The sequence below is a fragment of the Streptomyces sp. NPDC002896 genome, assembly GCF_040295225.1.
GTDB lineage: Bacteria > Actinomycetota > Actinomycetes > Streptomycetales > Streptomycetaceae > Streptomyces.
Genome location: NZ_JBEOVA010000010.1, coordinates 284,424 through 310,973, shown reverse-complemented (window position 1 = coordinate 310,973; position 26,550 = coordinate 284,424). Strand labels below are relative to the sequence as shown.

Here is a 26,550-nt window from a genome sequence, read left to right as displayed (position 1 = left end):
ACGGCGCTCCGGGAGGCGCGGCCGACCGGTTTTCCGGGGCCCGGGGCGGGGCGGGCCCCGGCAGCCGGGAGCGGTCGCCCCGAGGCTGGGCGAGTCCGGGCACGTGCTCTGGGCCAAATGGCCATTCCATCCGTCCGCGGACCGCCGGGTCCCGGCTCGGCCTGCTCGGCGGAATACCTGGCGACGAGCTGGGCACAACGCATGCAGGCTTGCCGCGCGGACCAGCGGGGCGGGCGAATCGGGCGGCGTGCCCCGTTGCCGCGGGCCGAGAGTCGATTTATCGTCCCAGCACGATTCGCGAGCAAGATCACAATATGTGAAGGGGCCGCGGCCATGGTGGCGAGGAAGACCGCCGTACAGAACTCGGCATCCGTCAGATCCACTGGGAGTACGGCGGGCGCGGCGGCCAAGGACGCGGCGGCCAAGGACGTGACGGGCAAGGACGTGACCGGCAAGGACGCGACGGGCAAGAAGAGCACGTCTGGGATGTGGCTTTTCCAGGCGGCGCTCGATGTCGCTCGGAAGACCTTGAGCACCCTGGGCGTGAAGAGCATGGCCGGGGAGTCCGCGACAGCCCAGGGGCTTGGTGAAAAGGCGCAGGTCAAGGAGGTGCCGGCCAGGAAGGCTGCCGCCGAGGAAGTGCCTGCGGTGAACGGTGCGGCCGAGGGGACGGCAGGCGGGCCGGTGAAGAAGGGTCCGGCCGGGTCCGGAAGGAAGGTTACGGCTGGGAAGGCGGCCGTAGCCGGTGGGAAGACCGGGGCCGGGAAGGCGTCGGCGAAGGCCACGACTACTAAGTCCACGACTCCTAAGGCCACGCCCGCGAAGGGCACGCCTGCGAAGGCGGCGACCGCGCGGACGACGGCCAAGAAGACGGCCGGGAAGACGGCTGTGGCGAAGGCGGTGGCAGAGAAGACCGTCGCTGTGGAGGCGCCGGCGAAGAGGGGGGCGGCCAAGGAGGCCCCTGCGAAGAAGGCGGCCGTGGTGAAGGGGCCCGCGAAGAGGGCGCCCGCGAAGAAGGCGACAGTGGCGGAGACACCGGCGAAGAAGGCCGCGGCAGGAAGGGGGGCGGCCAAGAAGGCTGCCGCAGTGGAGACACCGGCCAGGAAGGCGGCGGCAGAAAAGGGCGCTGCCAAGCAGACCGCTGGCAAGAAGGCGGTCTCGGCGAAGGTGCCGGCGAAGAAGACGGCTGCGGAGGCCCCGGTGAAGGAGGCCGCTGCGAAGAGGGCTCCTGCGAAGAAGGCGGCCGTGGCGAAGGCTCCTGCGAAGAAGGCGCCCGCGAAGAAGACGGCCGTGCGGCAGGTCCCGACCGAGACCGCTACGGCGAAGAAGACAGCGGCAAAGAAGGCGCCCGCGAAGAAGGCCACGGCCAAGAAGGCCACGGCGAAGACGACTACGGCGAAAACGGCCACGGCTAAGAAAGCCACGGCTAAGAAAGCCACGGCTAAGAAAGCCACGGCCAAGAAAGCCACGGCCAAGAAAGCCACGGCCAAGAAAGCCACGGCCAAGAAAGCCACGGCCAAGAAAGCCACGGTCACGAAGGCGCCCGCGAAGAAGACCCCGGCCAAGCGTGCGGCGGCCAGGACCGCCGTACCCGCAAGGACGGCGGCCAGGAAGACGGTCACCGCGGAGACCACCAAAAGGACACCGGGCAAAGAACCCGGCAAAGAGGCGTCGGACGACAAACCGCAGGCCAAGAAGGCTGCAGCCGGGGAGGCGGCCGAGACGGCGGCCCAGACGGCGGCAGCCCATGAGGCCGTGGTCAGCGAGACGCCCGTACAACCCGTACCAGAGGTCGCTCAGGAGGCCGCTGCGGAAGGTTCGGCAGCGGCAGGCAAGCGCAGGCCCGCAAAGGCCTCGGCGAAGAAGAGCACGGCCAAGAAGACGGTCGCGTCCGCGGCCGAGGACGCGGCTGCGGCCGCGACGACGACGGGAGTCACGACGGTGGTTGCGAAGAAGACTCCGGGCACGGCCACGGAAGCAGCACAAGCCACCGCGGTGCCCAAGGCGCGTGGTGTGGAGCCGGGCGAGCTCCCGGTACGGCCGGGGGAGGACCCCTGGACCACGGAAGAGGTCGAGGAGGCCCGTGGCGAGCTGCTCAGCGAGGCGACGCGGCTGCGTGACGAGCTCGAGTCGTCCGAGGCGTCGCTCGTCGGCCTGATGCGTGATTCCGGCGACGGCGCGGGCGACGACCAGGCGGACACCGGCGCGAAGAACATCACGCGCGAGCACGAGATGGCGCTCGCCGCCAACGCCCGCGAGATGCTCGTCCAGACCGAGCACGCCCTGCAGCGGATCGAGGCCGGGACGTACGGGCTCTGCGAGAACTGCGGCAACCCCATCGGCAAGGCCCGTATGCAGGCGTTCCCGCGTGCCACGCTGTGCGTGGAGTGCAAGCAGAAGCAGGAGCGGCGGTAGCGGGCCGTCCGGCCGCCCGTACCGCTCTGCGTCTTCGTGGTCTTTCGTGTGCGATCAAGCGGCTCCTGAGCACGTGGGGCCCCGCGCGCGTGTCGTACTCTCGTCCTCAGTCAGGCACCTAGGTTGAGGGACTCACGTGGCAGAGGCGGAGCGCATCATCGGTACGCCGGATACCCCAGAGGCGGCAGGGGCCGTGCCGCCGGAGCCGTCCGACGGCGATGCTGCCGCGGCCGCGCCGTCATCCGGCGACACTGCGGCGCCGGGGCGGCAGGGCGGTGCCGAGGAGGGTCCGGTGCCGTCCGCCGCGGAGCGGCCCAAGGGCAAGCGCAAGATGCTCGTGCTGATCGCGGTGGCCGCGTTCGCCTACGTCCTCGACCTCGTCAGCAAGATGATCGTGGTCGCGAAGCTGGAGCACCACGAGCCGGTGCAGATCATCGGCGACTGGCTCAGGTTCGAGGCGGTCCGGAACGCGGGAGCCGCGTTCGGGATCGGTGAGGCCTTCACCGTGATCTTCACGGTCATCGCGGCGGCCGTGATCGTCGTGATCGCGCGCCTCGCCCGCAAGCTCTACAGCCTGCCGTGGGCGATCGCGCTCGGCCTGCTGCTCGGCGGTGCGCTCGGCAACCTCACCGACCGGCTGTTCCGTTCGCCGGGTGTCTTCGAGGGCGCGGTGGTCGACTTCATCGCGCCGAAGGGTTTCGCGGTGTTCAACCTCGCGGACTCGGCGATCGTGTGCGGCGGCATCCTGATCGTGCTGCTGTCGTTCCGCGGGCTCGACCCTGACGGGACCGTCCACAAGGACTGACGGGACCGTCCACAAGGACTGATGGGACCGTCCACTGGGACTGGAGGCCCAAGGGGGGTTTCGGGCTCGCGTGCGGGGGTGTCGGACCCGTCCGGCATACTCGACGGGTGAGCACGCTTCCCGAGATCCGTACCCTGCCCGTGCCCGACGGCCTGGAGGGCGAGCGCGTCGACGCCGCCATCTCGCGCATGTTCGGCTTCTCCCGTACGAAGGCCGCCGAGCTGGCGGCGGCAGGCAAGGTGCTGGTCGACGGCGCGGCGGTCGGCAAGTCCGAGCGGGTGCGCGGCGGTGCCTGGCTCGAGGTGGAGATGCCGCAGGCGCCCGCGCCGGTGCAGGTGGTGGCCGAGCCGGTCGAGGGCATGGAGATCGTGCACGACGACGATGACGTGGTCGTGATCATCAAGCCGGTGGGTGTGGCCGCGCACCCGAGCCCCGGCTGGAGCGGCCCGACGGTGATCGGCGGGCTCGCCGCCGCCGGGTACCGGATCTCGACGTCCGGCGCCGCAGAGCGCCAGGGCATCGTGCACCGGCTGGACGTCGGCACGTCCGGGCTGATGGTGGTGGCCAAGTCGGAGCGCGCGTACACGTCGCTGAAGCGCCAGTTCAAGGAGCGCACGGTCGACAAGCGTTACCACACGCTGGTGCAGGGCCACCCCGACCCGACGAGCGGCACCATCGACGCGCCCATCGGGCGCCACCCCACTCATGACTACAAGTGGGCGGTGACGGCCGACGGCAAGCCGTCCGTCACGCACTACGACCTGGTCGAGGCGTTCCGCGCGGCCTCGCTGCTCGACGTCAAGCTGGAGACCGGCCGCACCCACCAGATCCGCGTGCACATGGCGGCCCACCGCCACCCCTGCGTCGGGGACCTCACGTACGGCGCCGACCCGACGCTCGCCAAGCGGCTCCGTCTGACCCGGCAGTGGCTGCACGCGGTGCGGCTCGGCTTCGAGCACCCCGGCAGCGGCGAGTGGGTCGAGTTCCAGAGCGCCTACCCGGACGATCTGCAGCATGCGCTGGACCAGGTGCGGGCGGAGACGTACGCATGAGCCTCCCCTCGTACGTGGTGCGGGTCGCCGAGGACACGGCCGACCGTGAGGCGTGCTTCGCGGTGCGCAAGGAGGTCTTCGTCGTCGAGCAGGGCGTCCCGCAGGACATCGAGTACGACGCGTACGACGCCGATGCCGTGCATGTGCTCGCCGTGCGCGACGACGGGGTCCCGCTGGGCACGGGGCGCCTGCTGTATGGCGAGGCGGTGGCCGCCAAGACCGGTGGTGATCCGGCGGTCGGCTCCCTCGGGCGGCTCGCGGTGGCCAAGGCTGCGCGGGGGCTCGGCGCCGGGGCGGCCCTGGTGCGCGCCATCGAGGACGCGGCGCGGGAGCGGGGGCTGACCGCGGTGGACCTGCATGCGCAGACGCATGCGCTGGGCTTCTACGAGCGGTTGGGGTACGTGGCGTACGGGGCCGAGTTTCCCGATGCGGGGATTCCGCATCGGGCTATGCGGAGGGCCCTCTAGGGAGCCGGCGGGTGTCCGCCTCCGGCGGGGTTCTGTCCCACCCGCCCGCCCTGTTTGTGGGGGCAAGCCCCCACGCACCCGCCGGGGGCTCCGCCCCCTGGACCCCCGCAATCGCCCTTCGGGCTCGTCCTCAAACGCCGGACGGGCTGATACGGGTGTGCCCTCAGACGGGCTGATACGGGTGCCCTTCGACGGGCTGATACGAGTGCCCCCAGACGGGCTGATACGGGGTGCCCCCCACACGGGCTGAAACACCCCCGGTGGCGGAGCCCAGTTCCGGCGGTGACCGCGTGGCACGCTTGATGCCTCGTCGTCGAGAGCGGTCGGAGCGGTTCCGTGGATCAGTTGGCCCTGCTGTTCGTGCTGTTGCTCGGGGCCGTGGTGAGCGTGCCGTTGGCGGATCGGCTCGGGCTTCCCGCGCCCGTGCTGATGACGCTCGGCGGAATCGTTTTGGCACTCGTGCCCGCAGTGCCCAACGTCAACGTTCCCCCTGAACTGATCCTCCCCGCCGTACTGCCCCCGCTGCTCTATGCCTCCGCACAACGCACCTCCTGGCGGCAGTTCGCGTCCAACAAACGGCCGATCTTCCTGCTGGCCGTGGCCCTTGTGTTCGTGACCACGGCGGCCGTCGCCGCCGTCGCCCACACCATCGTGCCGGGGCTGCCCATCGCTGCCGCCGTCGCGCTCGGCGCGCTCGTCGCCCCGCCCGACCCGGTCGCGGCGACCGCCGTCGCCGGGCAGTTGGGCCTGCCGCGCCGCATGGTCTCGATCCTGGAGGGCGAGGGCCTGTTCAACGACGTGACGGCCATCGTGCTGTACCACGTCGCCATCACCGCCGCCATCAGCGGTTCCTTCTCATGGGGCGAAGCCGCCGGCGAACTGGTGCTGTCCGCCGTCGTCGCCGTCGTGATCGGCCTTGCGCTCGGCTGGGCGGCCAACAAGCTCATGGGCTTCCTCGGCGACGCCACGCTCCAGGTCGGCCTGACCCTGCTGGTGCCCTACGTCTCGTACGTCCTGGCCGAGGAGCTTCACGGTTCCGGCGTCCTCGCCGTCCTCACCACGGCTTTGTTCCTCGCCGAATACGCCCTCGACGCCGACGACGTGCTGACCCGCCTCACCGGGCGCACCTTCTGGAACGTCGTCGACACCCTGGTCACCGGTGCGGCGTTCGGCCTCGTCGGGCTCGAACTGCACAACGCCATCGGCACGGCGTCCGGCCGCTGGGGCGAGATGCTCGGCTGGGCCGCCGCGATCGTCGGCGTCGTGGTCCTCGTACGACTGCTGTGGCTGCTGCCGGCGACCTGGCTCACCAGTCGGCTGCACGCGCGCCGCCGCGACGACGAGGACATCCCCGTCAGCCTGCGCGAGACGGTCGTCATGTGGTGGGCCGGAATGCGGGGCGTGGCCTCCGTCGCCCTGGCCCTCGCCATTCCGATGACGACGAAGGACGGTTCGCCCTTCCCGGACCGCGACGAGATCGTCTTCATCGCGTTCGGCGTCATCATGGCGACCCTCGTCATGCAGGGGCTCAGCCTGCCCTGGCTGGTCAGGAGGCTCGGGGTGCAGGCGGACACCGAGGCCGAGAAGGTGCTCGAGAAGGAGCTCGCTGTGCGCGCTGCCAATGCCGCCCGACAGCGGCTGAAGGAGATCCGGGACGTCGAGGAGCTGCCGGAGGAGGTGACCGAACAGCTCCTGCGCCGCGCGCTCGACATCGGGCTGCGGATCAGCCCCGACATCGGCGACGAGGAACGGCGCGAGGCACAGGCCCACCGCGTGGAGCGGATCAGACACATCCGGCGCATCCAGGGCGAGATGCTCTCCGCCGCACGCCACGAGGTGCTCTCCGCGCGCAGCGAACCGGGCGCCGACCCGGAGGTTGTCGACCGCGTGCTGCGGCATCTGGACGTGCGCAGTCTGCGGTGAGACGGCGGTGCCCACGGAGGCGGCACTCGTGTGAAGTCTCTGATAACTGCATCCACTTGGGCTGTTGGGGCGTGGGGCGCGCAGGAATCGCGAGGTAACGTCGCCGCATGACTCGGAACGTGGTGATCAGCGGTGGCGGTACGGGCATCGGTCTCGCGGCGGCGCTCGCCTTCGCGTCGGACGGGGACCAGGTGCTGCTGCTCGGGCGCCGCGCCGAGGTGCTGGAGAAGGCCGGGGTGCCGGGCGCGCTGACGTACGCCGCCGACCTGACCGAGGTCGAAGACGTCCGCGGGGTCGCGCAGTTCGTGGCGGCCGAGCTCGGCACCGTGGACGTGCTGATCCACAGTGCGGGCGGCAGCGGCATGCTCGAACCGGGGCCCGGGTCCGAGGCCGACGATCCGCTCGCCGCCGTCGCACACGCCTGGACCGTGGCCTTTCGGCTGAACACGCTCACCGCGGCGCTGCTCACCGAGGCGCTGAGTGACCGGCTCGCATCACCTGGCGGCCGGCTGCTGTTCCTCAGCTCCATCGCGGCCTATCGCGGCTCGGGTTCCGGGTCCTACGCGGCGTCCAAGGCCGCGCTCCATCCGTACGCCTTCGATCTGGCCCGCAGGCTTGGGCCGCGGGGTATCACGGTCAACGTCGTTGCTCCCGGCTACATCGAGGACACCGAGTTCTTCGGGGGGCGTATGACCTCGGAGCGGCGGGAGCAGTTGATCGGCGAGACCTCCACGGGGCGGGCCGGGACGCCGGGGGATGTTGCCGCCACCCTTCACTGGCTGGCCTCGCCTTCCGCCAGTCACATCACTGCGCAGGTGGTGCAGGTCAACGGGGGTGCGGAGCGGGGGCACTGATTCGGTTGCCCTGCGTCGTCCTGTTACCCCCGTCCCGTTCGCGGTGCCACCCCGTCCGTCGATGTGGACGGCTCCGTGGACTTGGTGCCCGGTCCGCGGAGCTGGTGTGGAATGGGCGGTGGCAATGAGGCCTGGGCGGTGGTGATCCGCGGGAGCGCGTACGGGTGTTCCTCTGTCAGCCAGCGGATCAGCTGTTCGCGCACCGTGACCCGCACCGTCCAGATGTCGTCCGCGTCCTTCGCCGTGACCAGCGCCCGTACCTCCATGGTGCTGGGCGTGGTGTCCGTCACGGCCAGGCCCCAGTCGCGGCCGTCCCATGCGGGGCAGCCGCGCACGATGTCCCCGAGCTTCTCGCGCATCTCGGGTACCGGAGCACGGTGGTCCAGATGGAAGAAGACCGTGCCGGTCATCTGGACGCCGCCGCGCGACCAGTTCTCGAACGGCTTGCTCGTGAAGTACGACACCGGCATCGTGATCCGCCGCTCGTCCCAGGTCCGTACGGTCAGGAACGTCAGCGTGATCTCGTCGACCGTGCCCCACTCGCCGTCCACGACGACCGTGTCGCCGAGCCGCACCATGTCGCCGAACGCGATCTGCAGCCCCGCGAAGAGATTGCCGAGCGTGGACTGCGCGGCGATACCGGCGACGATGCCGAGGATGCCCGCCGAGGCGAGCAGCGAGGCACCCGCCGTCCGCATCGCCGGGAACGTCAGCAGCATCGAGGCGGCTGCCACCACACCGACGACGGCGGAGACCACTCTCTGGATGAGCGTCACCTGCGTACGCACCCTGCGGACCCGCGCGGGGTCGCGGCGCGCCGCGGCGTACCGGGCGTAGGAGGACTCGACCACCGCCGCAGCGATACGGATCACCAGCCAGGCGGTGGAGCCGATGAGCACCAGGGTCAGGACACGGCCGATCGCCGCCCCGTGGTCTTCGGCGACCCTCGCCTGCTCGTACGACCCCCGCAACAGCGCCGTGCAGAGCACGACCTGCAAGGGAAGGCGGCAGCGGCGCAGCAGCCCCCACAGGGGGGTCTCGTTGTGCCGGTCGTCGGCCCGGCGCAGCAGCCGGTCCACAGCCCACCCGACGAGCAGAGTGAACACGACCGAGCCACCGATGACGATCAGCGGACGCAGTACGCTCTCCATGCCTTCGAACGTAACCAGTCTTGGCGCCCCTGAACATGCCGCCTGGCACCATGGGCCTCATGAACATCATGCTGTTTCACTCGACGTACGGGCTCCGGCCCGCCGTCCGCGCGGCCGCGGACCGGCTGCGCGAGGCCGGGCACGAGGTGTGGACCCCCGATCTGTTCGAGGGCCGTACCTTCGACGACGTCGAGGAGGCCAGGGACTTCAAGGACGAGATCGGCAAGGACGAGCTGCTCAAGCGTGCCGTGCTGGCCGCCGCGCCCTACTCGGACCGGGGCCTCGTCTATACGGGGTTCTCACTCGGAGCCGCGCTCGCCCAGACGCTGGCGCTCGGCGATGAGAAGGCGTGTGGCCTGCTGCTTCTGCACGGCACCTCCGACATCGCCGAGAACGCGTCCGCTGAGGATCTGCCCGTACAGCTGCACGTCGCCGAGCCCGACCCGTTCGAGCCGGACGACTGGCTGAGCGCCTGGTACCTGCAGATGCGCAAGACCGGCGCCGATGTGGAGGTCTACCGGTACGCCGGGGCCGGCCACCTCTACACCGACCCCGACCTGCCGGACTACGACGCGGAGGCCGCGGAGGCCACGTGGCGGACGGCGCTGGGGTTCCTGGAGACCCTGTAGACACCAGAGCTCACTGGGTTCGCCGGGGTTCGGCGCCGCCCGCCCGGGCATCAGCCCGCCGCGCGGTACGCCGCCCAGCTGTCCTGCATCCGCTGCACCTGGCCCGCGGTGAACTGGTACATGCAGGAGTCGTACGTGTAGTCCATGAAGTTGTGGATCGGGTCGACGCCCGTCTGCTTGGTGCAGGTGTCGCGCCCGGTCGGGCACTGGAAGGCCGGGCTCGCCTCGGCAGGCGTGTCCGACACGTAGTCGCCCTTGCCGTTACAGCCGCCCTGGAACGTGTGGTAGAGCCCCAGCCAGTGGCCGATCTCGTGCGTGGCGGTGTCGCCCTCGTCGTAGTTCGTGGCCGAGCCGCCGGGCAGTGAAGTGTCGAGGACGACCACACCGTCGTCGGACGGCTTCGACTTGTACGAGGACGGGAAGGTGGCCCAGCCCAGCAGGTCGTCGCCGAGGTTGGCCGTGTAGAAGTTGAGCGCGGTGGCGCCGCCCTGGTGGAGCGTGGACTTCATGGCCGACTCGGCGGTGGAGCCGGGCGTGATGCCGTTGTACCAGGCGGCGTTGTCGGTGTAGTCGGTGCCGGCCAGCGTGAACTGGAAGCCCGAGTCGGTGTTTCCGGTGCCCTGTCCGCCGTACGCCGCGTTCAGCACGTCGATCTGCTGGCTGATGTCGGTCGCGGTGAGCTTGCCCGTGGTGCCGTCGTGGACGACGTGGAAGTACACCGGGATCGTGGTGACCGCGGCGGCGGAGACCTTGCCCTCCGTACGCAGCTTCTCGAGTCTCTGTTGCAGATCCGCGTCCATGGCCTTGGCCTTGGCCGCGCTGATCTCGTTGGGCTCGTGGGCCTGCTCGGCGCCCGACGGGCGTGCCTTGCGGGCGGTGGCCTGGGTGTCGTCGGCGCATTCCTGGGCGGCCGAGGGGGACTTGGCGGCGGCCGCCGTCCCCGTGGCTGTGGAGAGCGGGGCCAGGGCCAGGGTTCCGGCCATGATTGCCGTACCGATGAAGCGCCTGCGCAGACGCGGCGATATATGGGCAAGAGCGCGCATGGTGACTGACTCCTCGCGGACGCGGGCGAGGAGGTCTTCCTCGCCGTCCGGGGGAGATTACGTGCTCATGCCAGAAACGGCAGAGGATCGATCTGGCCCAATCACTCGCAGGGCGAATCGGATCTATGGGCAGAAAACCCGGCTGCGTCCCGGAGTTCGAGATGTGCACGTAACGGTCGGCGTCACCGGGGCGGGTGGTGTGTCCGCATTCGGGACGCGGCGCGCACCACCCGCCGTAGCGGTGTGACCTGTCTTTAACAGACGTGACCTTGGCCGGATCTGATCGGTCGCCACCGGCCCTACGAGAGGCGAGCCCAGGTGATGGGGACTCCGGAGCGCGCCTGCGGACCGGTAGACGGGCTCAGCGCACCGGCATGTAGACCCGCTCGACCTTCTGCGTGCCGCTGAGCGTTCGGTACGAGCGCTCCCAGGACGCCGTCGCCTTGGCGTCGGCGCGGTCGGAGATCACGTAGTAGTCCATCTGGGAGCGGTCCGCGGTGACGTCGAGGACTCCGTAGCCGTGGGAGTCCATGTCCAGCCACTTCACATGGCGGTTGGCGCCCTTGATCGCGGCCTCGGCGACGAGCGACACCGTGTTCGGGGCGACATGCAGGATGTCGTCGAGGTTGTCGGAGGTCACCGACGTCACCACGAACTCTGTCGCCGCCGACGCCGACAGGGGGTACGTCGACGCCTTCACCGGCACGTCGTTGGCCCACGCCATGTGGATGTCGCCGGTCAGGAAGACGGTGTTGGTGATGCCGTTGTCCCGCAGATGCGCGATGAGCTCCCTGCGGTCGTCCGTGTAGCCGTCCCACTGGTCGACGTTGATCGCCAGTCCCTCCTTGGGGAGGCCGAGCAGCTCCGCCAGCGGGCCGAGCAGATCGGCCGGCAGCGAGCCGAAGGCGACGGGCGAGATCATCACCGACGTACCGACCAGCCTCCAGGAGGCGTCCGACGCCGCCAGGCCCGACTTCAGCCAGTCGAGCTGGGCGCGGCCGGTGATCGTACGGTCCGGGTCGTCCACGTCGCCGTTGCCGACCGCCGACTGCTGGGAGCGGAACGAGCGCAGGTCGAGCAGATGGAGATCGGCCAGCTTGCCGAAGCGGAGCCTGCGGTAGACGGTGCCCGCCGTGGAGGGGCGCACCGGCATCCACTCGAAGTACGCCTGCTTGGCGGCGGCCTGCCGCTGTGCCCAGTCGCCCTCGGTGTCCGGCGTGTGGTTCTCGGCGCCGCCCGACCAGGCGTCGTTGGCGAACTCGTGGTCGTCCCAGATCGCGATGACGGGATGGGCGGCGTGCAGGGTCTGCAGATCCGGGTCGGTCTTGTAGCGGCCGTGCCGGGTGCGGTAGTCAGCCAGCGTGAGGATCTCGTGCTGCGGTTCGTGCGTCCGGACGCCGTACTGGGCCGCCGGGTACTCGCCCGTCTTGTACTCGTAGATGTAGTCGCCGAGATGCAGCACCGCGTCCAGGTCGGCGCGGCCCGAGAGGTGGCGGTACGCGGAGAACCAGCCCGCCTCCCAGTTGGCGCAGGACACGACCCCGAACCGGACGCCGGAGGCGGTGGCGTCGTACGCGGGTGTGGTGCGCGTACGGCCCACGGGGGAGACGGCGTCGCCCGCGCGGAAGCGGAAGTAATAGACGCTCGCCGGGCGCAAGCCCCTTACGTCGGCCTTGACCGTGTGGTCGGAGCCGGCCGTCGCGGTGGTCGTGCCCCGGCCCACCACCGTGGTGAACCCCTTGTCCTCGGCTATCTCCCAACTCACCTCGGTGTCCGGGCCCTTGCCGGATCCGGGGACGGCCTCGGGAACCGGGGTGACCCGGGTCCACAGCAGGACGCCGTCGGGCAGCGGATCGCCGGAGGCAACGCCGTGCAGAAAGGCGGGGCCGTCGGCTGCCAGTGCCTGGGGGGCCGCGACGAGCGGGGCGAGTGCGGCGGTGGCGGCCGCGGCCTTGACGACCGTACGGCGGCGCGGCGCAGGGGAGTTGGAGGGATCCGGAGAGCTGAGTCGTCTGGTCACGGCCGATCAGATTACTGATCGGTATGAACGCAGAGCGGGCGAACTCGAAAAGTTCGCCCGCTCTTCCGCCGTGCTTACGGCGTATTTTGCTCGACAACCGGGACCGCACCCGGATTTCTGCCCGGATGCAGCTGCCGGTGGCTGCCTGCCGGGTGGCTGCCTGCTGGGTGGCTGCCTGCTGGGTGGCTACCGGGTGGCCGCCGGGGGTTCGGCCGCTCAGGCCTTGAGCGCGTTGTCGATCGCAGTGTTGAACTCGGCGACGGTCATCGGCGCGTTCTGGCCGTCGGAGCCCGTGAGCTTCTTGCCGTCCATCACCAGGCCCGGCGTCCCCGTGACCCCGTCCTTGTTCTTGTCGAACAGCTCCGACATGTCCAGCGCCCACTTGTCGTAGGTGCCGTCCTTCACGGCCTTCTGGAACGCCGTGTTGTTCTTGAGGGCGTCCACGGTGTTCGCCACCTTGATCAGGTAGGAGTCGTCCTTGAACTTGTCCTCGGTCTCCTCGGGGTGGTACTTGGCCGAGTAGAGCGCGGTCTTGTAGTCCAGGAAGGCTTCCGGGCTCACGTTGAGGGCGGCGCCGAGCGCGCTGAGCGCGTTCTTCGAGCCCTCACCCTGGAGGTTGCCGTCGAGGAACGTGGCGCCTATGTACTGGATCTTGTACTTGCCGTCCTCGACGTCCTTGTGCACCGTCGAGCCGACGGTCTGCTCGAAGCTGGCGCAGACGGGGCAGCGCGGGTCCTCGTACAGCTTGAGGGTCTTCTTCGCCGTGTCCTTGCCGATGATGACGGTCGTGCCGTTCGTGCCGGACGTGTTCGCCGGCTTGACCAGCTTGTCGTCCTTGGCGGCGTCCCAGTAGGAGGGCTTGTTGGCCTGCACGATCGCGAAGCCGACGCCGCCGGCTATCGCCAGCACGCCGACGGCCGAGCAGGCGACGATTAGCTGGCGCCTCACCTTGGCCTTCTTGGCCTGCCGCTCGCGCTCGGCACGCAGCCGCTCGCGGGCCGCCGTCTTCGCCGTCTGGCTGTTCCTCTTGCTCATGGTGGTGTTTCTCCGTGTGATACGTGATGACGTGACTGCGTACGTCGTGCGTACGCGGGAACTGAGGGGGACTGATCGCTCTGCGACTGGCCGCTCTGCGACCGGCCGCTCTGCTCTGGCCGCTCTGATCAGGCGAAAGCAGGCGAGCGCGGCGGTCCGCGTCGTCCCACGGAGTGCACCAGCAGGCGCGTGCGCGCGGTGCGCACCCGGCGCGCGGGCCGTGCCCGGCGGCGCGCCGGTGCCGGACGCGCCGTCACGGCGGCGACCGCGATCAGCAGGGGCCGGAACGTGCACGCAGCCACCGCCCGCAGCAGCTGCGCGAGCGCCCGCTCGCCGCGCCGCAGCCACGCGGCCGCCAGCAGACCGACGCCGACATGGGCGCCGAGCAGCAGCCAGGCGGTGGCCGGGTCGGCGTGCGCCAGCAGCGCCGTGGCTCGGCCGGTGTCCCCGCCTGCCACCTGCGCCAGGGGGGTGCCCACATCGCCGCCGCCGCACAGCACGTCGATGCCGACCGAGCGCAGCGGGCCTGCGACCGGGCCGCCCGCCATGCCGTAGCAGACGTGCTGGCCCGCGGTGAACACCGTGTCCGCGGTCAGCTCCATCGGGATCAGCAGCGCGGCGATCCGCCCGTATCCGCGCTCGCGGCCCGCGAGCGCATAGGCGACGGCGAACACGGCGGCGGCGATGACGGCGACGGTGGCCAGGGGCAGCGGCGTCCGGGACAGCAGGACGTGCGACGCGACGGAGAGCATCACGACGAGTGCCGTGAAGATCGCCGCGCGCACGGCTCTGGGTGCTGTCTCGGATATGCCCACGAATTCTCTTTCGGGCCGGGGGTCCGGGGGAGTCCCCCGGGGGGAATTGCAGTATCGCCGAGGAGTGTGCCATGGGAACTCATAAGCGACCCTTAAAGGGTCCCTGTGAGAGTCCCGACGATTACAGAACCGACGGCTGCAGACCCGGAATCCGGCCGTTGCGGAACAGGTCCACGAAGATCTGGTGGTCCGCACGCGCGCGTGCGCCGTAGGCGTGCGCGAAGTCGACCAGCAGGGGCGCGAAGCCCTCCTCGTCGGCCGCGATCGCCGCGTCGATGGCGCGCTCTGTGGAGAAGGGGACCAGGGACTCGCCGGACTGGTCGTCGGCGGCCGAGTGCATCGTGGCGGTGGCGCGCCCCAGGTCGGCGACCACCGCGGCGATCTCCTCCGGGTCGTCGATGTCGGACCAGTCCAGGTCGACCGCGTACGGCGAGACCTCGGCGACGAGCTGGCCGGAGCCGTCCAGCTCGGTCCAGCCGAGCCACGGGTCGGCGTGCGCCTGCAGGGCGCGCTGCGAGATCACCGTGCGGTGGCCCTCGTGCTGGAAGTAGTGGCGGATCGCCGGATCGGTGATGTGCCGGGACACGGCCGGGGTCTGGGCCTGCTTGATGTAGATCACGACGTCGTTCTCAAGGGCGTCGCTGTGGCCCTCGAGGAGGATGTTGTACGACGGCAGGCCGGCCGAGCCGATGCCGATGCCGCGGCGGCCGACGACGTCCTTGACGCGGTAGGAGTCCGGGCGGGCCAGCGAGGTCTCCGGCAGCGTCTCCAGATAGCCGTCGAAGGCGGCCAGCACCTTGTAGCGGGTGGCCGCGTCCAGCTCGATGGAGCCGCCGCCCGGCGCGAAGCGGCGCTCGAAGTCGCGGATCTCCGTCATCGAGTCGAGCAGCCCGAAGCGCGTCAGCGAGCGGGCGTCGCGCAGCGCGTCGAGGAGCGGGCCCTCGGCGGTGTCCAGCGTGAACGGCGGCACCTCGTCGCTCTTGGCGCCGGTCGCCAGGGCGCGGACGCGCTCGCGGTACGACGCCGCGAAGACCCGCACCAGCTCGGTGATCTGCTCGTCGCTCAGCGCCTTCGCGTACCCCATCAGCGCCAGCGAGGCGGCCAGGCGCTTGAGGTCCCAGGTGAACGGGCCCACATAGGCCTCGTCGAAGTCGTTGACGTTGAAGATCAGGCGGCCTGTGGAGTCCATGTAGGTGCCGAAGTTCTCCGCGTGCAGGTCGCCGTGGATCCACACGCGCGCGGTGCGGTCGTCCAGGTACGGGCCGCCGTGCTTCTCGGCCTCCAGGTCGCGGTAGAAGAGGCAGGCCGTGCCCCGGTAGAAGGCGAAGGCGGAGGCCGCCATCTTCCGGAACTTCACGCGGAACGCCGCGGGATCGGCGGCCAGCAGCTCGCCGAAGGCGGTCTCGAAGACGGCAAGGATCTCGTCGCCGCGCTGCTCGGCGCTGGGCTGCGGGACCGACATCGCTGGGTGCCTCCTGGTACGGCTGGTGTGCGTGGTGTGTCTGGGACGGCATTCCGTCCCTTCCAACGGACGACAGTACGCGGGAGTGCCCGGCCTGTGTTCACTGCGGCGGTACGCGGGCGTGCCCTGCACGTGAGCCGTTGTAGCGCACGGGCGTGCCCTGCGTGTGGTGGAGTGCCCTTGCCTGTCGGTGCCCGGGCATAGACTTCGAGGCTGTCCCCGGAACTGTCGTCGATCCCCGCCGTTGGAGGCCAGACCGTGTCGAAGCCGCCCTTCACGCACCTGCACGTGCACACCCAGTACTCCCTGCTGGACGGTGCGGCGCGGCTCAAGGACATGTTCAACGCGTGCAACGAGATGGGCATGACCCACATCGCCATGTCCGACCACGGCAACCTCCACGGCGCGTATGACTTCTTCCATTCCGCGAAGAAGGCCGGAGTTGTCCCGATTATCGGGATCGAGGCGTATGTCGCCCCGGAATCGCGGCGCAACAAGCGCAAGATCCAGTGGGGCCAGCCGCACCAGAAAAGGGACGACGTGTCCGGCTCGGGTGGTTACACCCACAAGACGATCTGGGCGGCGAACGCGACCGGTCTGCACAACCTCTTCCGGCTCTCCTCCGACGCGTACAAGGAGGGCTGGCTGCAGAAGTGGCCGCGTATGGACAAGGAGACCATCTCCCAGTGGTCGGAGGGGCTCATCGCGTCCACCGGCTGCCCCTCCGGTGAACTCCAGACGCGGCTGCGCCTCGGCCAGTTCGACGAGGCCCTGAAGTCGGCCGCCGAGTACCAGGACATCTTCGGCAAGGACCGGTACTTCCTGGAGCTGATGGACCACGGCATCGAGATCGAGCGCCGCGTCCGCGACGGCCTCCTCGAGATCGGCAAGAAGCTCGGCATCCCGCCGCTGGTCACCAACGACTCGCACTACACGCACGCGCACGAGGCGACCGCGCACGACGCACTGCTGTGCATCCAGACCGGCAAGAACCTCTCCGACCCGGACCGCTTCCGGTTCGACGGCACGGGCTACTACCTGAAGTCCACGGACGAGATGTACGCCATCGACTCCTCGGACGCCTGGCAGCAGGGCTGCGCGAACACGCTGCTGGTGGCGGAGCAGATCGACACCTCCGGGATGTTCGAGAAGCGCGACCTGATGCCGAAGTTCGACATTCCCGAGGGGTACACCGAGGTCACCTGGTTCCAGGAGGAGGTCCGGCGCGGCATGGAGCGCCGCTTCCCCGGTGGCATCCCCGAGGACCGCCAGCGTCAGGCGGACTACGAGATGGACGTCATCATCCAGATGGGGTTCCCGGGCTACTTCCTCGTGGTCGCCGACTTCATCATGTGGGCCAAGAACAACGGCATCGCGGTGGGCCCGGGCCGTGGTTCGGCGGCCGGCTCGATCGTGGCGTACGCGATGGGCATCACCGACCTCGACCCGATCCCGCACGGCCTGATCTTCGAGCGGTTCCTCAACCCCGAGCGCGTCTCGATGCCCGATGTCGACATCGACTTCGACGAGCGTCGGCGCGTCGAAGTCATCAGGTACGTGACGGAGAAGTACGGCGCCGACAAGGTCGCCATGATCGGCACGTACGGCACCATCAAGGCCAAGAACGCGATCAAGGACTCCGCGCGCGTGCTGGGCTACCCGTACGCGATGGGTGACCGCCTCACCAAGGCCATGCCCGCCGACGTCCTCGGCAAGGGCATCCCGCTCTCCGGCATCACCGACCCGCAGCACCCGCGGTACAGCGAGGCGGGCGAGATCCGCGGGATGTACGAGAACGAGCCGGACGTGAAGAAGGTCATCGACACCGCCAAGGGCGTCGAGGGCCTGGTCCGGCAGATGGGTGTGCACGCGGCCGGCGTGATCATGTCCAGCGAGACCATTACCGACCATGTCCCGGTGTGGGTCCGGCACACCGACGGCGTGACGATCACGCAGTGGGACTACCCGAGCTGTGAGTCGCTCGGCCTGCTGAAGATGGACTTCCTGGGCCTGCGCAATCTCACGATCATGGACGACGCCGTCAAGATGGTGAAGTCCAACAAGGGCATCGACATCGATCTGCTGAGCCTCCCGCTCGACGATCCGACGACGTTCGACCTGCTCCAGCGCGGCGACACCCTCGGTGTCTTCCAGTTCGACGGCGGCCCGATGCGCTCGCTGCTGCGCCTGATGAAGCCCGACAACTTCGAGGACATCTCCGCCGTCTCGGCCCTGTACCGGCCGGGCCCGATGGGCATGAACTCGCACACCAACTACGCGCTCCGCAAGAACGGCCAGCAGGAGATCACCCCGATCCACCCCGAGCTGGAGGCACCGCTCAAGGAGGTCCTGGACGTCACCTACGGCCTGATCGTCTACCAGGAGCAGGTGCAGAAGGCCGCCCAGATCATCGCCGGTTACTCGCTCGGCGAGGCCGACATCCTCCGACGGGTGATGGGCAAGAAGAAGCCCGACGAGCTGGCCAAGAACTTCACCATCTTCCAGGCGGGCGCCAAGAAGAACGGCTACAGCGACGAGGCGATCCAGGCCCTGTGGGACGTACTGGTCCCGTTCGCCGGATACGCGTTCAACAAGGCGCACTCGGCGGCGTACGGCCTGGTCTCGTACTGGACCGCGTATCTGAAGGCCAATCACCCCGCCGAGTACATGTCCGGGCTGCTGACCTCGGTGCGGGACGACAAGGACAAGTCGGCGGTCTATCTCAACGAGTGCCGGCGCATGGGCATCAAGGTGCTGCCACCCAATGTGAACGAGTCCGAGGCGAACTTCGCCGCGCAGGGCGACGACGTGATCCTCTTCGGCCTCTCCGCGGTGCGCAACGTCGGCACGAACGTCGTCGAGTCGATCATCCGCTGCCGCAAGGCCAAGGGGAAGTACACCTCGTTCCCCGACTACCTCGACAAGGTCGAGGCGGTCGTCTGCAACAAGCGCACCACCGAATCGCTCATCAAGGCGGGCGCGTTCGACACGATGGGGCACACCCGCAAGGGCCTCACCGCGCAGTACGAGCCGATGATCGACAACGTGGTCCAGGTCAAACGCAAGGAGGCCGAGGGGCAGTTCGACCTCTTCGGCGGCATGGATGAGGGCACCGACGAGCCGGGCTTCGGGCTCGACGTCATCTTCTCCGAGGACGAGTGGGACAAGACATACCTGCTCGCCCAGGAGCGCGAGATGCTCGGCCTCTACGTCTCCGACCACCCGCTCTTCGGCATCGAGCACGTGCTCTCGGACAAGACCGACGCGGCCATCTCCCAGCTCACCGGCGGTGAGCACGCCGACGGCGCCGTGGTCACCATCGGCGGCATCATCTCCGGCCTGCAGCGCAAGATGACCAAGCAGGGCAACGCGTGGGCGATCGCGACCGTGGAGGACCTGGCCGGCTCCATCGAGTGCATGTTCTTCCCGGCCACGTACCAGCTGGTGTCCACCCAACTCGTCGAGGACGCCGTGGTGTTCGTCAAGGGCCGCCTCGACAAGCGTGAGGACGTGCCGCGGCTGGTCGCGATGGAGCTGATGGTCCCGGACCTGTCCAACGCGGGCGCCAACGCCCCGGTGGTCATCACCATTCCGACCACGCGCGTGACCCCGCCGATGGTCAGCCGCCTCGGCGAGATCCTCAGCCACCACAAGGGCAACAGCGAGGTGCGGATCAAGCTCCAAGGCGCCAGCAAGACGACCGTGCTGCGGCTCGACCGGCACCGGGTCCAGCCGGACCCGGCGCTCTTCGGCGACTTGAAGGTGCTCCTCGGCCCGTCCTGCCTGGCGGGGTGAGCGGAGGCACGTCGACGCAGGGACAGTTGCAGGGACAGTTGAGGGGCGCACCCGACTTCGGGTGCGCCCCTCCTGGCGTACCTACGGCCGTGTCAGCCTGACGGAAAGGCGTCAGTTGTGGCCGAAGCGACGCTGCTGTTTACGGGCAACATCAGCGGGGTTGCCCTGGGGTATCTCCGAGTGCGCTTCGGTCGCGACCGATTTCGCCTCCTGCGCCGCGTGCTCGGCCTGCGAAGCGCGACCCTGCTGGGCACCCTGCTTGCGGTTCTTGTTCTTGGCCATGGTGATGCCTCCTGTGGGGGATCTAGGGGCCAGGGCCGGGACCAGATTCACATACGATGACAAGCAGCGCATTTCAGAGAATTACCGTGCGTAATAAGGGATGCAGGGAACCAATCCGCCGATACGCCACGCCGAAGATCGAGTTCGGGCCGTTAACACCCGTATGGTCGGGCAGACTCGAAGGAAACCCGAAGCACACCCGCACTCGTCGGTAATTGCGGGCCTCCGAAGAACCTTGAGGGAAACCTCGAGGAAATGCCCAGGGAAAGAGGGTGGATCGCGTGGACCGCTGCGTCGTCCTGGTGGACGCCGGGTATCTGCTGGGGGCCGCCGCGAGTCTCCTCGCCGGGGAGCCGTCCCGGTCCCGGATCACCGTCGATCACGCCGCCCTGATCCAGGGGCTGCGCGAGCGCGCCGAGTCGGATACGGAGCGGCCGCTGCTGCGCATCTACTGGTTCGACGGCGCCCCCGACCGCGTACCGCAGCCGGAGCACCGCAGGCTGCGCGTGATGCCGCGGGTGACCGTCCGGCTCGGTGCCCTGACCCGCAGCGACGGGCGCTGGGCGCAGAAGGGCGTCGACGCCGCGATGCACGCCGAGCTCACGGAACTGGCGCGCAACCGGGCCTGCTCCGATGTGGTGCTCGTGACCGGCGACGGCGATCTGCTGCCCGGCATGATGGCGGCCAAGGAGCACGGGGTCGCGGTGCACCTGTGGGCCGTGCAGGCCGCGGGCAGCGACTACAACCAGTCCGAGGACCTGGTCGCCGAGGCCGACGAGCGGCGCGTCCTCGACCGTGCCTGGATCACCAAGGCCGTACGGGCCAAGGAGCTCGGCGGGATCTGCGCGACGCCGCCCGCGCCGCGCCCCGAGATCGCCGCGATCCTCTCCGCGCCGCTGCCCGAGTCCGCGCTCGCCGCCGCGACCGAGCGGCCTGACGGCGAGCCGTCCGGTGCCCAGCACCCGCCTGCGGCCCGCACGTCCAACGGGACGGGGGAACGCGGCCCGGCGGCCGCCAAGGGGGTTCCCACGCCGAAGGACCTGGCGGCCCTGCGCGGCCCCGGCACGCAGGCGGCGCAGCATCCCGCGACGGCGACGCTGCGCTGGTCGTCCGACAAGGGCTGGGTCGACCGCACCGGCATCGCCGAGCCCGCGGAGGCCGCATCGCTGCCGACGCTCGCCCAGCTCACGACCGCCGAGCAGGGGTGGGCGGACCGCGAGGAGGACATCACGACCGTGGGCGGCGACCCCTACGAGGTGGGGGAGGTCTTCGCCCGCCGCTGGATGGAGCGGCTGCCGGACCAAGGGCATCTGCAGAGGCTGTCCACCATGTATCCGCGGATTCCGCATCGCATCGACGGGGAGCTGCTGCGGTACGCGGCGCGGTTCGGGCTGCTCGCCCATAAGGATGACCAGATCGATGAGCATGATCGGTATGCGATTCGGGCGGGGTTCTGGCGGGAGGTTGATACGCGGACTGCCGCGGAACACGCTTCCGCGGCGGAGTGACCGGGCAACCCCCGCCGGGGTTGCCCGGGAGTACGACGTGGGTGCCCGACGTCGCGGGGTCCGCCTGTGCCCGCCTTCCCCCAAGCTCTCGGCTTCGCTCGAGCAGGGGGACCCCCATCGCCCCAGCGGAACGATTGCCCACAGGCGGCGGCGGGACGGCCCCGGCGCAACCGTCGGGGCTTCGACCCCTTAGGCTCGTCCTTCGTGAGTACGCGCACCGCACTGTCAGGACACGGCATCGATGTCGTGTGTGCCGTGCGGGGTCTGGTGAAGATCTATTCCGCGACGCGCGGGCGGCGCGGGGCGCCCGGTACGCCCGAGGTGCGGGCCACCGACGGCGTCGATCTCGACATCCGGCGCGGTGAGATCTTCGGGCTGCTCGGTCCGAACGGCGCCGGCAAGTCCACCCTCGTACGCCAGCTGACCGGGCTGATGCGGCCCGCTGCCGGAAGCATCGGCATCCTCGGGCACGACATCGTGCGCCACCCCGAGCGGGCCGCGCGGATCCTCGCCTACCTCGGGCAGGAGTCCACCGCCCTGGACGAGCTGACGGTGGCGCTCGCCGCCGAGACCACCGCACGGCTGCGCGGACTCGACGTGCGGCGCGCACGGGCCGAGCGGGACTCCGTGCTGGACGAGCTCGGCCTCGGCCCCCTGGCCGGCCGCCCGCTGAAGAAGCTCTCGGGCGGGCAGCGGCGCCTCGCCTGCTTCGCCGCCGCGCTCGTCGGCGAGCGCCCCCTCCTCGTACTCGACGAGCCGACGACCGGCATGGACCCTGTGGCACGCCGCGCCGTGTGGGCCGCCGTCGACCGGCGCCGCGCCGAGCGCGGCACGACCGTGCTGCTCGTCACCCACAACGTCATCGAGGCCGAAACGGTCCTCGACCGGGTCGCGGTCCTCGACCGCGGCCGCGTCATCGCCTGCGACACTCCCGCCGGGCTGAAGGAGAAGGTCGCCGGAGAGGTACGGGTTGAGCTCGTGTGGCGCGAGCGGGCGCCGCTCGACGTGCCGGAGGTCGCCGCGCTGCGCGGTTCCGCCGTCGAGTCCGGCCGCCGCTGGGCGCTGCGTCTGGCCCCGGACGAGGCCCGTGCCGCAGTCGCCGCGGTCACCGGCGGCGCCGCCTTCGCGGCCCTCGACGACTTCACGCTCGCCACACCGAGCCTCGAGGACGTCTACCTCGCCCTCGGCGGCAGCGAGAACAGCGCGAAGGGCCTGGTGAAGTCGTGACGGCTGCCCACGGTGTGACCCGGGTCAATGGCGCAATCGGCGCGCACGGGGACGTCGACGGCCCGGACAGGAGTGGTGTGCGATGAGTGCCGTGCCCTTGGAGGCCCCCGTTCACGCGGGCGGCGGGGGCGCCGGCGGCGGAGAGGCCGTCCACGAAGCCGCCGTGCTCGCGCCTCGCGCCCGCCTGCTTCCCGCACTCTCGGCCGTCTACAAAGCGCAGCTCTCCCGGGCGCGGGTCGCCCGGATCCCGCTCCTCTTCGTGGCCACGTTCCAGTCCATCGGGATCATGATCCTGATGCGGGGCGTCGTCGACGGCGGGGGAGAGGCGCGGGCCGTTGTGGCCGGGTCGTCCGTCCTGGTCGTCGCCTTCGTCGCGCTGAACCTGCTCGCCCAGTACTTCGGGCAGCTCAGGGCGGACGGCGGGCTCGACCACTACGCCACGCTGCCGGTGCCGCCCGCCGCCGTCGTACTGGGCGCCGCGGCCGCGTACGCCTCCTTCACCGTGCCCGGCACGGTCGTCACGGCCGTCGTCGGCTGCACCCTCTTCCAGCTGCCGCTCGCGCACCTGTGGGTGCTCGCCGCGGTCATCCCGCTCGCGGGCGCCGCGCTCGCCGGGCTCGGCGCCGCCCTCGGGCTCCTCGCGCCGCGGCCGGAACTCGCCACGCTGCTCGGCCAGCTCGGCATGTCCGCCGCGCTGCTGCTCGGCGTGCTGCCGGCGGACCGGCTGCCGTCCGTCGTGCAGTACGCGCGTGATCTGCTGCCCTCCACGTACGGCGTGGAGGCCTTCGCACGCACTTTCGACCCCCACCCGGACTGGGCCGTCGTGCTCCTCGACCTCGCCGTGTGCGCCGCCGTCGGCGTCGTGTCACTGACCGTGGCCACCATGGCGTACCGCCGGGCAGCCGTCCGGTGACGCGCCGCGCGGCGCGGACTGGCACGATGTCAGGGTGACCGCACCGCTGACACCACCGCCGCATCAACCGCCCGCGCACAACCCCTGGCAGGCCGAGCCCGCCGGAGACGGTGCGGTGCCTCCTGTCTCGTACGCATACGAAGAGGACGGCCCCGGCATGAAGACCGAAGTGCGGCAGGCCGCCGTGATCGCGGTCGCGGTGGCCGTCTTCGGTGTCCTGCTGGGACTGCTGTGGCTCTGGCTGGCACCTCGCGTCCCGCTGGTCGCGGACGCCGGCGCCGTCTATCTGAAGGACACCGAGGGCGAGCAGGCCATCGGCGTCGACGGCACTTTCACCCTTCTGGCGCTTGCCTTCGGCGCGGTCAGCGGGCTGGTCGTCTTCCTGATACGCAGGCGCGGCGGCGTCCCGCTGGTCGTCGGGCTCGCCCTGGGCGGGTTGCTCGGCTCGGTGCTGGCCTGGCGGCTCGGTGTCTGGCTCGGGCCGGCCCAGGACGTGGTCGCGCACGCGAAGGCGGTCGGGAAGGGCGTCACGTTTGACGCTCCGCTGAAGCTGAACGCCAAGGGGGCGTTGTTGGCGTGGTCTGTTGCGGCCATGGCCGTGCATCTTGGGTTGACCGCGCTTTTCGGGCCGCGGGATCCGGAGCCGTACCCCGGGCCGTACGGGGCCGCGCCGCAGTCGTAAGCGGTACCCGCCGTATGGTCGGGTACGTACGTGCGTTACGCCCGGCCGATCGGCGCCACCACCGCGTCCGTGAGCTTCGCCAGGTCCGCCGGTGCGAGTTCGATTTCCAGGCCCCGGCGGCCCGCCGAGACGCAGATCGTCTCGTGCCTCTCCGCGGACGCGTCGAGTACGGTGCGCAGCTTCTTGCGCTGGCCCAGGGGGGAGATGCCGCCGCGTACGTAGCCGGTGGTGCGCTCCGCGGCCGCCGGGTCGGCCATCGCGGCGCGCTTGCCCGACACCGCAGACGCCAGCGCCTTGAGGTCGAGTGAGCCGGAGACCGGCACTACGGCGACCGTGAGCTCGCCGTCGACTTCGGCGACGAGCGTCTTGAACACCCGCTCAGGCGACACGCCCATGGCCTCGGCGGCCTCCTCGCCGTACGAGGGGTGCGCAGGGTCGTGCTCGTACGCGTGCACCGTGAACGACGTGCCCGCGGCGGAGAGGGCCACCGTCGCAGGAGTGCCCCCGGACTGGTTCTGCTTCTTCGACTTCTTCGCCATCCGGCTTCTCCGCTGCGGCAGTTGGGGCTTGTTTCTCAGTTGAAGCTGGTCGGGGCGCGGGTCAGCTCGGTCGCGGGCAGCGACGGCAGATGACGGATGATCGCCGTCTCGGTGCGCAGCAGCCGCAGTTCGTCGCGCAGCCGCGACGACGTGTCCGGCGCCTGCAGCAGCCGCTGCTTCGTCGGCGTGTCGAGCATCGCGGCGGCGGCCACCAGGTACGAGACGACCGACGGCTCGTCCGGCAGCTCCGCGCCCGTCGACAGCGTCCGCTCACGCGCTCCGGCCAGCCGCTTCTGGTAGGTGCGGAAGGCGCGCAGCACCCCGGCGGCCAGGGCCCCCGCCTCGTCGCCCGGCTCCTCCGGCAGCTCCTCGAGTTCCGCGGTCAGAAACGCCCCGGAGGCATCGACCGAGCGCAGCCGGACCCGGGTGGTGCCGGTCGCCAGCACCTCGAAGGTGCCGTCCTCGCGCTCCCGTATGGTCGCCGCGTCCGCGATGCAGCCCACGCCGTGGAAGGCCTTCACCGGGTCGTCGCCGAAGCCCGCGGCCGGGCCGCGCTCGGGCCGGGCCGTCTGGTCGGGCAGGCCGGGGGCGCTGGGTGCCACCTCGTGGCCGTCGCGGATCGCGACGACGGCGAACCTGCGCGGTTCGCCTTCGGGCGTCTTGAGCAGCTCGCGCATCATGGCGCGATAGCGCTCCTCGAAGATGTTCAGGGGCAGGACGAGCCCCGGGAACAGCACCGAGTTGAGAGGGAAGAGCGGGAGCCGGACGGTGGTCACGACGTTAAAGACTAATGGTCGCCGCGGACTATCGGCCGCCGGTGCCCTCATGCACGCGGCGGGCGCGCAGCGGCATGGCCGACGCGACCTCTATGCGGACGCCGTCGCGCAGTACCAGGAACTGGCCGAGCGGATCGTCCGAGACCCGGTCCCAGGGGAACGACGTCGCGTACGGCCCGGTCCGCCGCAGCTGCTCCAGGGCATCCGTCCAGCGCTCCAGCCGGACGAGCACGTAGACGAGGAGATTGCGGACCTCCGCCGGCCAGGGGTCCGCGGCCGCGTACTCGTACGACAGGGCGATCGCGAGGTCGGCGGCCGTGTCGAGACGCTCGCGCGCCACCAGCCCGGCGAAACCGGCCGGGCCGCCGCTCGGATCACTCGTCAGATACGCGAAGGCGGCGCGCACCGGAAGCGCCTGCACCAGGGAGCCGGGCAGCGCGTCCTGGGCGGCCCGCTCGGCGAAGTCGAAGCACTCGCGGTGCGAGCCGTACCAGGCGGCCGACAGATACTTGAGAGCCGCCACATGGCAGCCGTAGTGGTGCGGCGAGCGGCGTACCGCATCGGCCCACAGCTCCTCGAAGACGGTGTGCGGGGCGTTGGTGCCGCGGGCGTGGTCCAGCGCGATGCGCCAGGGCACCGGGTCGCGGGGGTCGCTGTCCGCGGCCGCCGCGATCAGCGGGCTCACCTCGCGCAGCAGCTCGGCGCGGGCGGGGGACTCCCAGCCGCGGTCGACGGCCAGCTGCGCCTTCACCAGCAGGGCGTCCGAGTCGTGCGGAGCGGCGAACTGCCAGTACGTGAACCACTCGGGGCGGGACTGCGCGAAGTCCGCGAGACGCATCACGTAGCGGTCGCGGTTCTCCCACTCGGCGGACTCGCGGGTGGCGGCCAGCAGCTTGGCGGCGAGGTCGTATTCGCCCCGACCCGCGGCGACGAGGGCGGGCGCGAGGCGGTCGTCGGGTGCGTCGAGGAGCACCTCGTCGTCGGGAGGCAGACCGGCGGCGAGACGCGGGGTGTGCCTGGCCATCCGGGCGGCGCGAAGCAGAGCATTCAGCAGGGCCATGGTGGGGGGCTCGCCCTCCTTTGCGCCTAGCCGGCGCCGCTCGCGCGAAGCTGTGTGCTCGCCGCAGGGTTCCTCAATTGACGGTTGCGCTGGGAAG

Annotated in this window: 22 protein-coding genes; 12 read left to right on the top strand and 10 right to left on the bottom strand. The window is 70.3% G+C overall.

Annotated elements, in window-relative coordinates; all coding sequences use genetic code 11:
* The first annotated feature begins 333 nt into the window (after positions 1-333).
* The 6 genes from ABT009_RS21080 (at position 334) to ABT009_RS21055 (ending at position 7,516) form a co-directional block, all read left to right on the top strand.
* Positions 334-2,415, top strand: a complete 2,082-nt coding sequence (locus ABT009_RS21080; protein WP_351296758.1) for a TraR/DksA family transcriptional regulator — start codon at positions 334-336, stop codon at positions 2,413-2,415.
* Between the two features lie 136 nt (positions 2,416-2,551).
* Positions 2,552-3,220 (top strand): signal peptidase II, encoded by a 669-nt coding sequence (lspA, locus tag ABT009_RS21075; protein WP_351296755.1) that lies wholly within the window; start codon positions 2,552-2,554, stop codon positions 3,218-3,220.
* Positions 3,221-3,327: 107 nt separating this feature from the next.
* Positions 3,328-4,272 (top strand): RluA family pseudouridine synthase, encoded by a 945-nt coding sequence (locus tag ABT009_RS21070; RefSeq protein WP_351296752.1) that lies wholly within the window; start codon positions 3,328-3,330, stop codon positions 4,270-4,272.
* Complete coding sequence (locus ABT009_RS21065) at positions 4,269-4,739, top strand: GNAT family N-acetyltransferase (protein WP_351296749.1); 471 nt, start codon at positions 4,269-4,271, stop codon at positions 4,737-4,739. The genes ABT009_RS21070 and ABT009_RS21065 overlap by 4 nt, the downstream gene beginning before the upstream one ends.
* 336 nt (positions 4,740-5,075) lie before the next feature.
* The gene (locus tag ABT009_RS21060) at positions 5,076-6,662 is read left to right on the top strand and encodes a Na+/H+ antiporter (protein ID WP_351296746.1); all 1,587 of its coding nucleotides are present in this window, start codon (positions 5,076-5,078) and stop codon (positions 6,660-6,662) included.
* 107 nt (positions 6,663-6,769) lie between these two features.
* Positions 6,770-7,516: an SDR family NAD(P)-dependent oxidoreductase gene (locus tag ABT009_RS21055; RefSeq protein WP_351296743.1), complete on the top strand. Its 747-nt coding sequence runs from the start codon at positions 6,770-6,772 to the stop codon at positions 7,514-7,516.
* A gap of 23 nt (positions 7,517-7,539) precedes the next feature.
* On the opposite strand, the gene ABT009_RS21050 is transcribed toward ABT009_RS21055, so the two are convergent.
* A complete protein-coding gene (locus ABT009_RS21050) occupies positions 7,540-8,667 on the bottom strand; it encodes a mechanosensitive ion channel family protein (RefSeq protein ID WP_351296740.1) in 1,128 nt (375 codons plus the stop codon).
* Positions 8,668-8,726: 59 nt separating this feature from the next.
* On the opposite strand from ABT009_RS21050, the gene ABT009_RS21045 reads away from it, so the two are divergent.
* Positions 8,727-9,296 (top strand): dienelactone hydrolase family protein, encoded by a 570-nt coding sequence (locus ABT009_RS21045; protein ID WP_351296737.1) that lies wholly within the window; start codon positions 8,727-8,729, stop codon positions 9,294-9,296.
* Positions 9,297-9,346: 50 nt separating this feature from the next.
* Here the strand turns inward: ABT009_RS21045 and ABT009_RS21040 are convergent, their stop codons facing one another.
* The 5 genes from ABT009_RS21040 to ABT009_RS21020 form a co-directional block, all read right to left on the bottom strand.
* Positions 9,347-10,339, bottom strand: a complete 993-nt coding sequence (locus tag ABT009_RS21040; RefSeq protein WP_351296734.1) for a zinc metalloprotease — start codon at positions 10,337-10,339, stop codon at positions 9,347-9,349.
* Between the two features lie 361 nt (positions 10,340-10,700).
* Positions 10,701-12,359, bottom strand: coding sequence for an alkaline phosphatase D family protein (locus ABT009_RS21035; protein ID WP_351296731.1), 1,659 nt, complete (start codon positions 12,357-12,359; stop codon positions 10,701-10,703).
* Positions 12,360-12,575: 216 nt separating this feature from the next.
* A complete protein-coding gene (locus tag ABT009_RS21030) occupies positions 12,576-13,394 on the bottom strand; it encodes a thioredoxin domain-containing protein (RefSeq protein WP_351296728.1) in 819 nt (272 codons plus the stop codon).
* A 128-nt stretch (positions 13,395-13,522) separates the two neighbouring features.
* Positions 13,523-14,209, bottom strand: a complete 687-nt coding sequence (locus ABT009_RS21025) for a hypothetical protein (protein ID WP_351296726.1) — start codon at positions 14,207-14,209, stop codon at positions 13,523-13,525.
* A 121-nt stretch (positions 14,210-14,330) separates the two neighbouring features.
* A complete protein-coding gene (locus tag ABT009_RS21020; protein ID WP_351296724.1) occupies positions 14,331-15,671 on the bottom strand; it encodes a DUF2252 domain-containing protein in 1,341 nt (446 codons plus the stop codon).
* Positions 15,672-15,929: 258 nt separating this feature from the next.
* Here ABT009_RS21020 and dnaE point away from each other — a divergent pair, with 258 nt between their 5' ends.
* Positions 15,930-19,466, top strand: coding sequence for a DNA polymerase III subunit alpha (gene dnaE / locus ABT009_RS21015; RefSeq protein WP_351296722.1), 3,537 nt, complete (start codon positions 15,930-15,932; stop codon positions 19,464-19,466).
* Between the two features lie 111 nt (positions 19,467-19,577).
* On the opposite strand, the gene ABT009_RS21010 is transcribed toward dnaE, so the two are convergent.
* Positions 19,578-19,748 carry a hypothetical protein gene (locus tag ABT009_RS21010; RefSeq protein ID WP_181659590.1) on the bottom strand — a complete coding sequence of 57 codons (171 nt, stop codon included), beginning with the start codon at positions 19,746-19,748 and terminating at the stop codon, positions 19,578-19,580.
* Between the two features lie 281 nt (positions 19,749-20,029).
* On the opposite strand from ABT009_RS21010, the gene ABT009_RS21005 reads away from it, so the two are divergent.
* From ABT009_RS21005 to ABT009_RS20990, 4 genes are all read left to right on the top strand, one after another.
* Complete coding sequence (locus ABT009_RS21005; RefSeq protein WP_351297070.1) at positions 20,030-21,256, top strand: NYN domain-containing protein; 1,227 nt, start codon at positions 20,030-20,032, stop codon at positions 21,254-21,256.
* Between the two features lie 246 nt (positions 21,257-21,502).
* The gene (locus tag ABT009_RS21000; RefSeq protein ID WP_351297067.1) at positions 21,503-22,483 is read left to right on the top strand and encodes an ABC transporter ATP-binding protein; all 981 of its coding nucleotides are present in this window, start codon (positions 21,503-21,505) and stop codon (positions 22,481-22,483) included.
* An 82-nt stretch (positions 22,484-22,565) separates the two neighbouring features.
* On the top strand, positions 22,566-23,396 hold the full coding sequence (locus tag ABT009_RS20995; protein ID WP_351296719.1) for an ABC transporter permease: 831 nt from the start codon (positions 22,566-22,568) through the stop codon (positions 23,394-23,396).
* A 34-nt stretch (positions 23,397-23,430) separates the two neighbouring features.
* Positions 23,431-24,078 carry an AAA family ATPase gene (locus ABT009_RS20990; RefSeq protein WP_351296716.1) on the top strand — a complete coding sequence of 216 codons (648 nt, stop codon included), beginning with the start codon at positions 23,431-23,433 and terminating at the stop codon, positions 24,076-24,078.
* 35 nt (positions 24,079-24,113) lie between these two features.
* On the opposite strand, the gene ybaK is transcribed toward ABT009_RS20990, so the two are convergent.
* From ybaK to ABT009_RS20975, 3 genes are read right to left on the bottom strand one after another with little or no spacing between them, the layout of a single operon-like run.
* Positions 24,114-24,617, bottom strand: coding sequence for a Cys-tRNA(Pro) deacylase (gene ybaK / locus ABT009_RS20985; RefSeq protein ID WP_351296713.1), 504 nt, complete (start codon positions 24,615-24,617; stop codon positions 24,114-24,116).
* Positions 24,618-24,652: 35 nt separating this feature from the next.
* On the bottom strand, positions 24,653-25,393 hold the full coding sequence (locus tag ABT009_RS20980) for an LON peptidase substrate-binding domain-containing protein (protein ID WP_351296710.1): 741 nt from the start codon (positions 25,391-25,393) through the stop codon (positions 24,653-24,655).
* A 28-nt stretch (positions 25,394-25,421) separates the two neighbouring features.
* Entirely contained in the window at positions 25,422-26,453 is a 1,032-nt protein-coding gene (locus tag ABT009_RS20975) for a hypothetical protein (RefSeq protein WP_351296707.1), read from the bottom strand.
* Between the last annotated feature and the right edge of the window lie 97 nt (positions 26,454-26,550).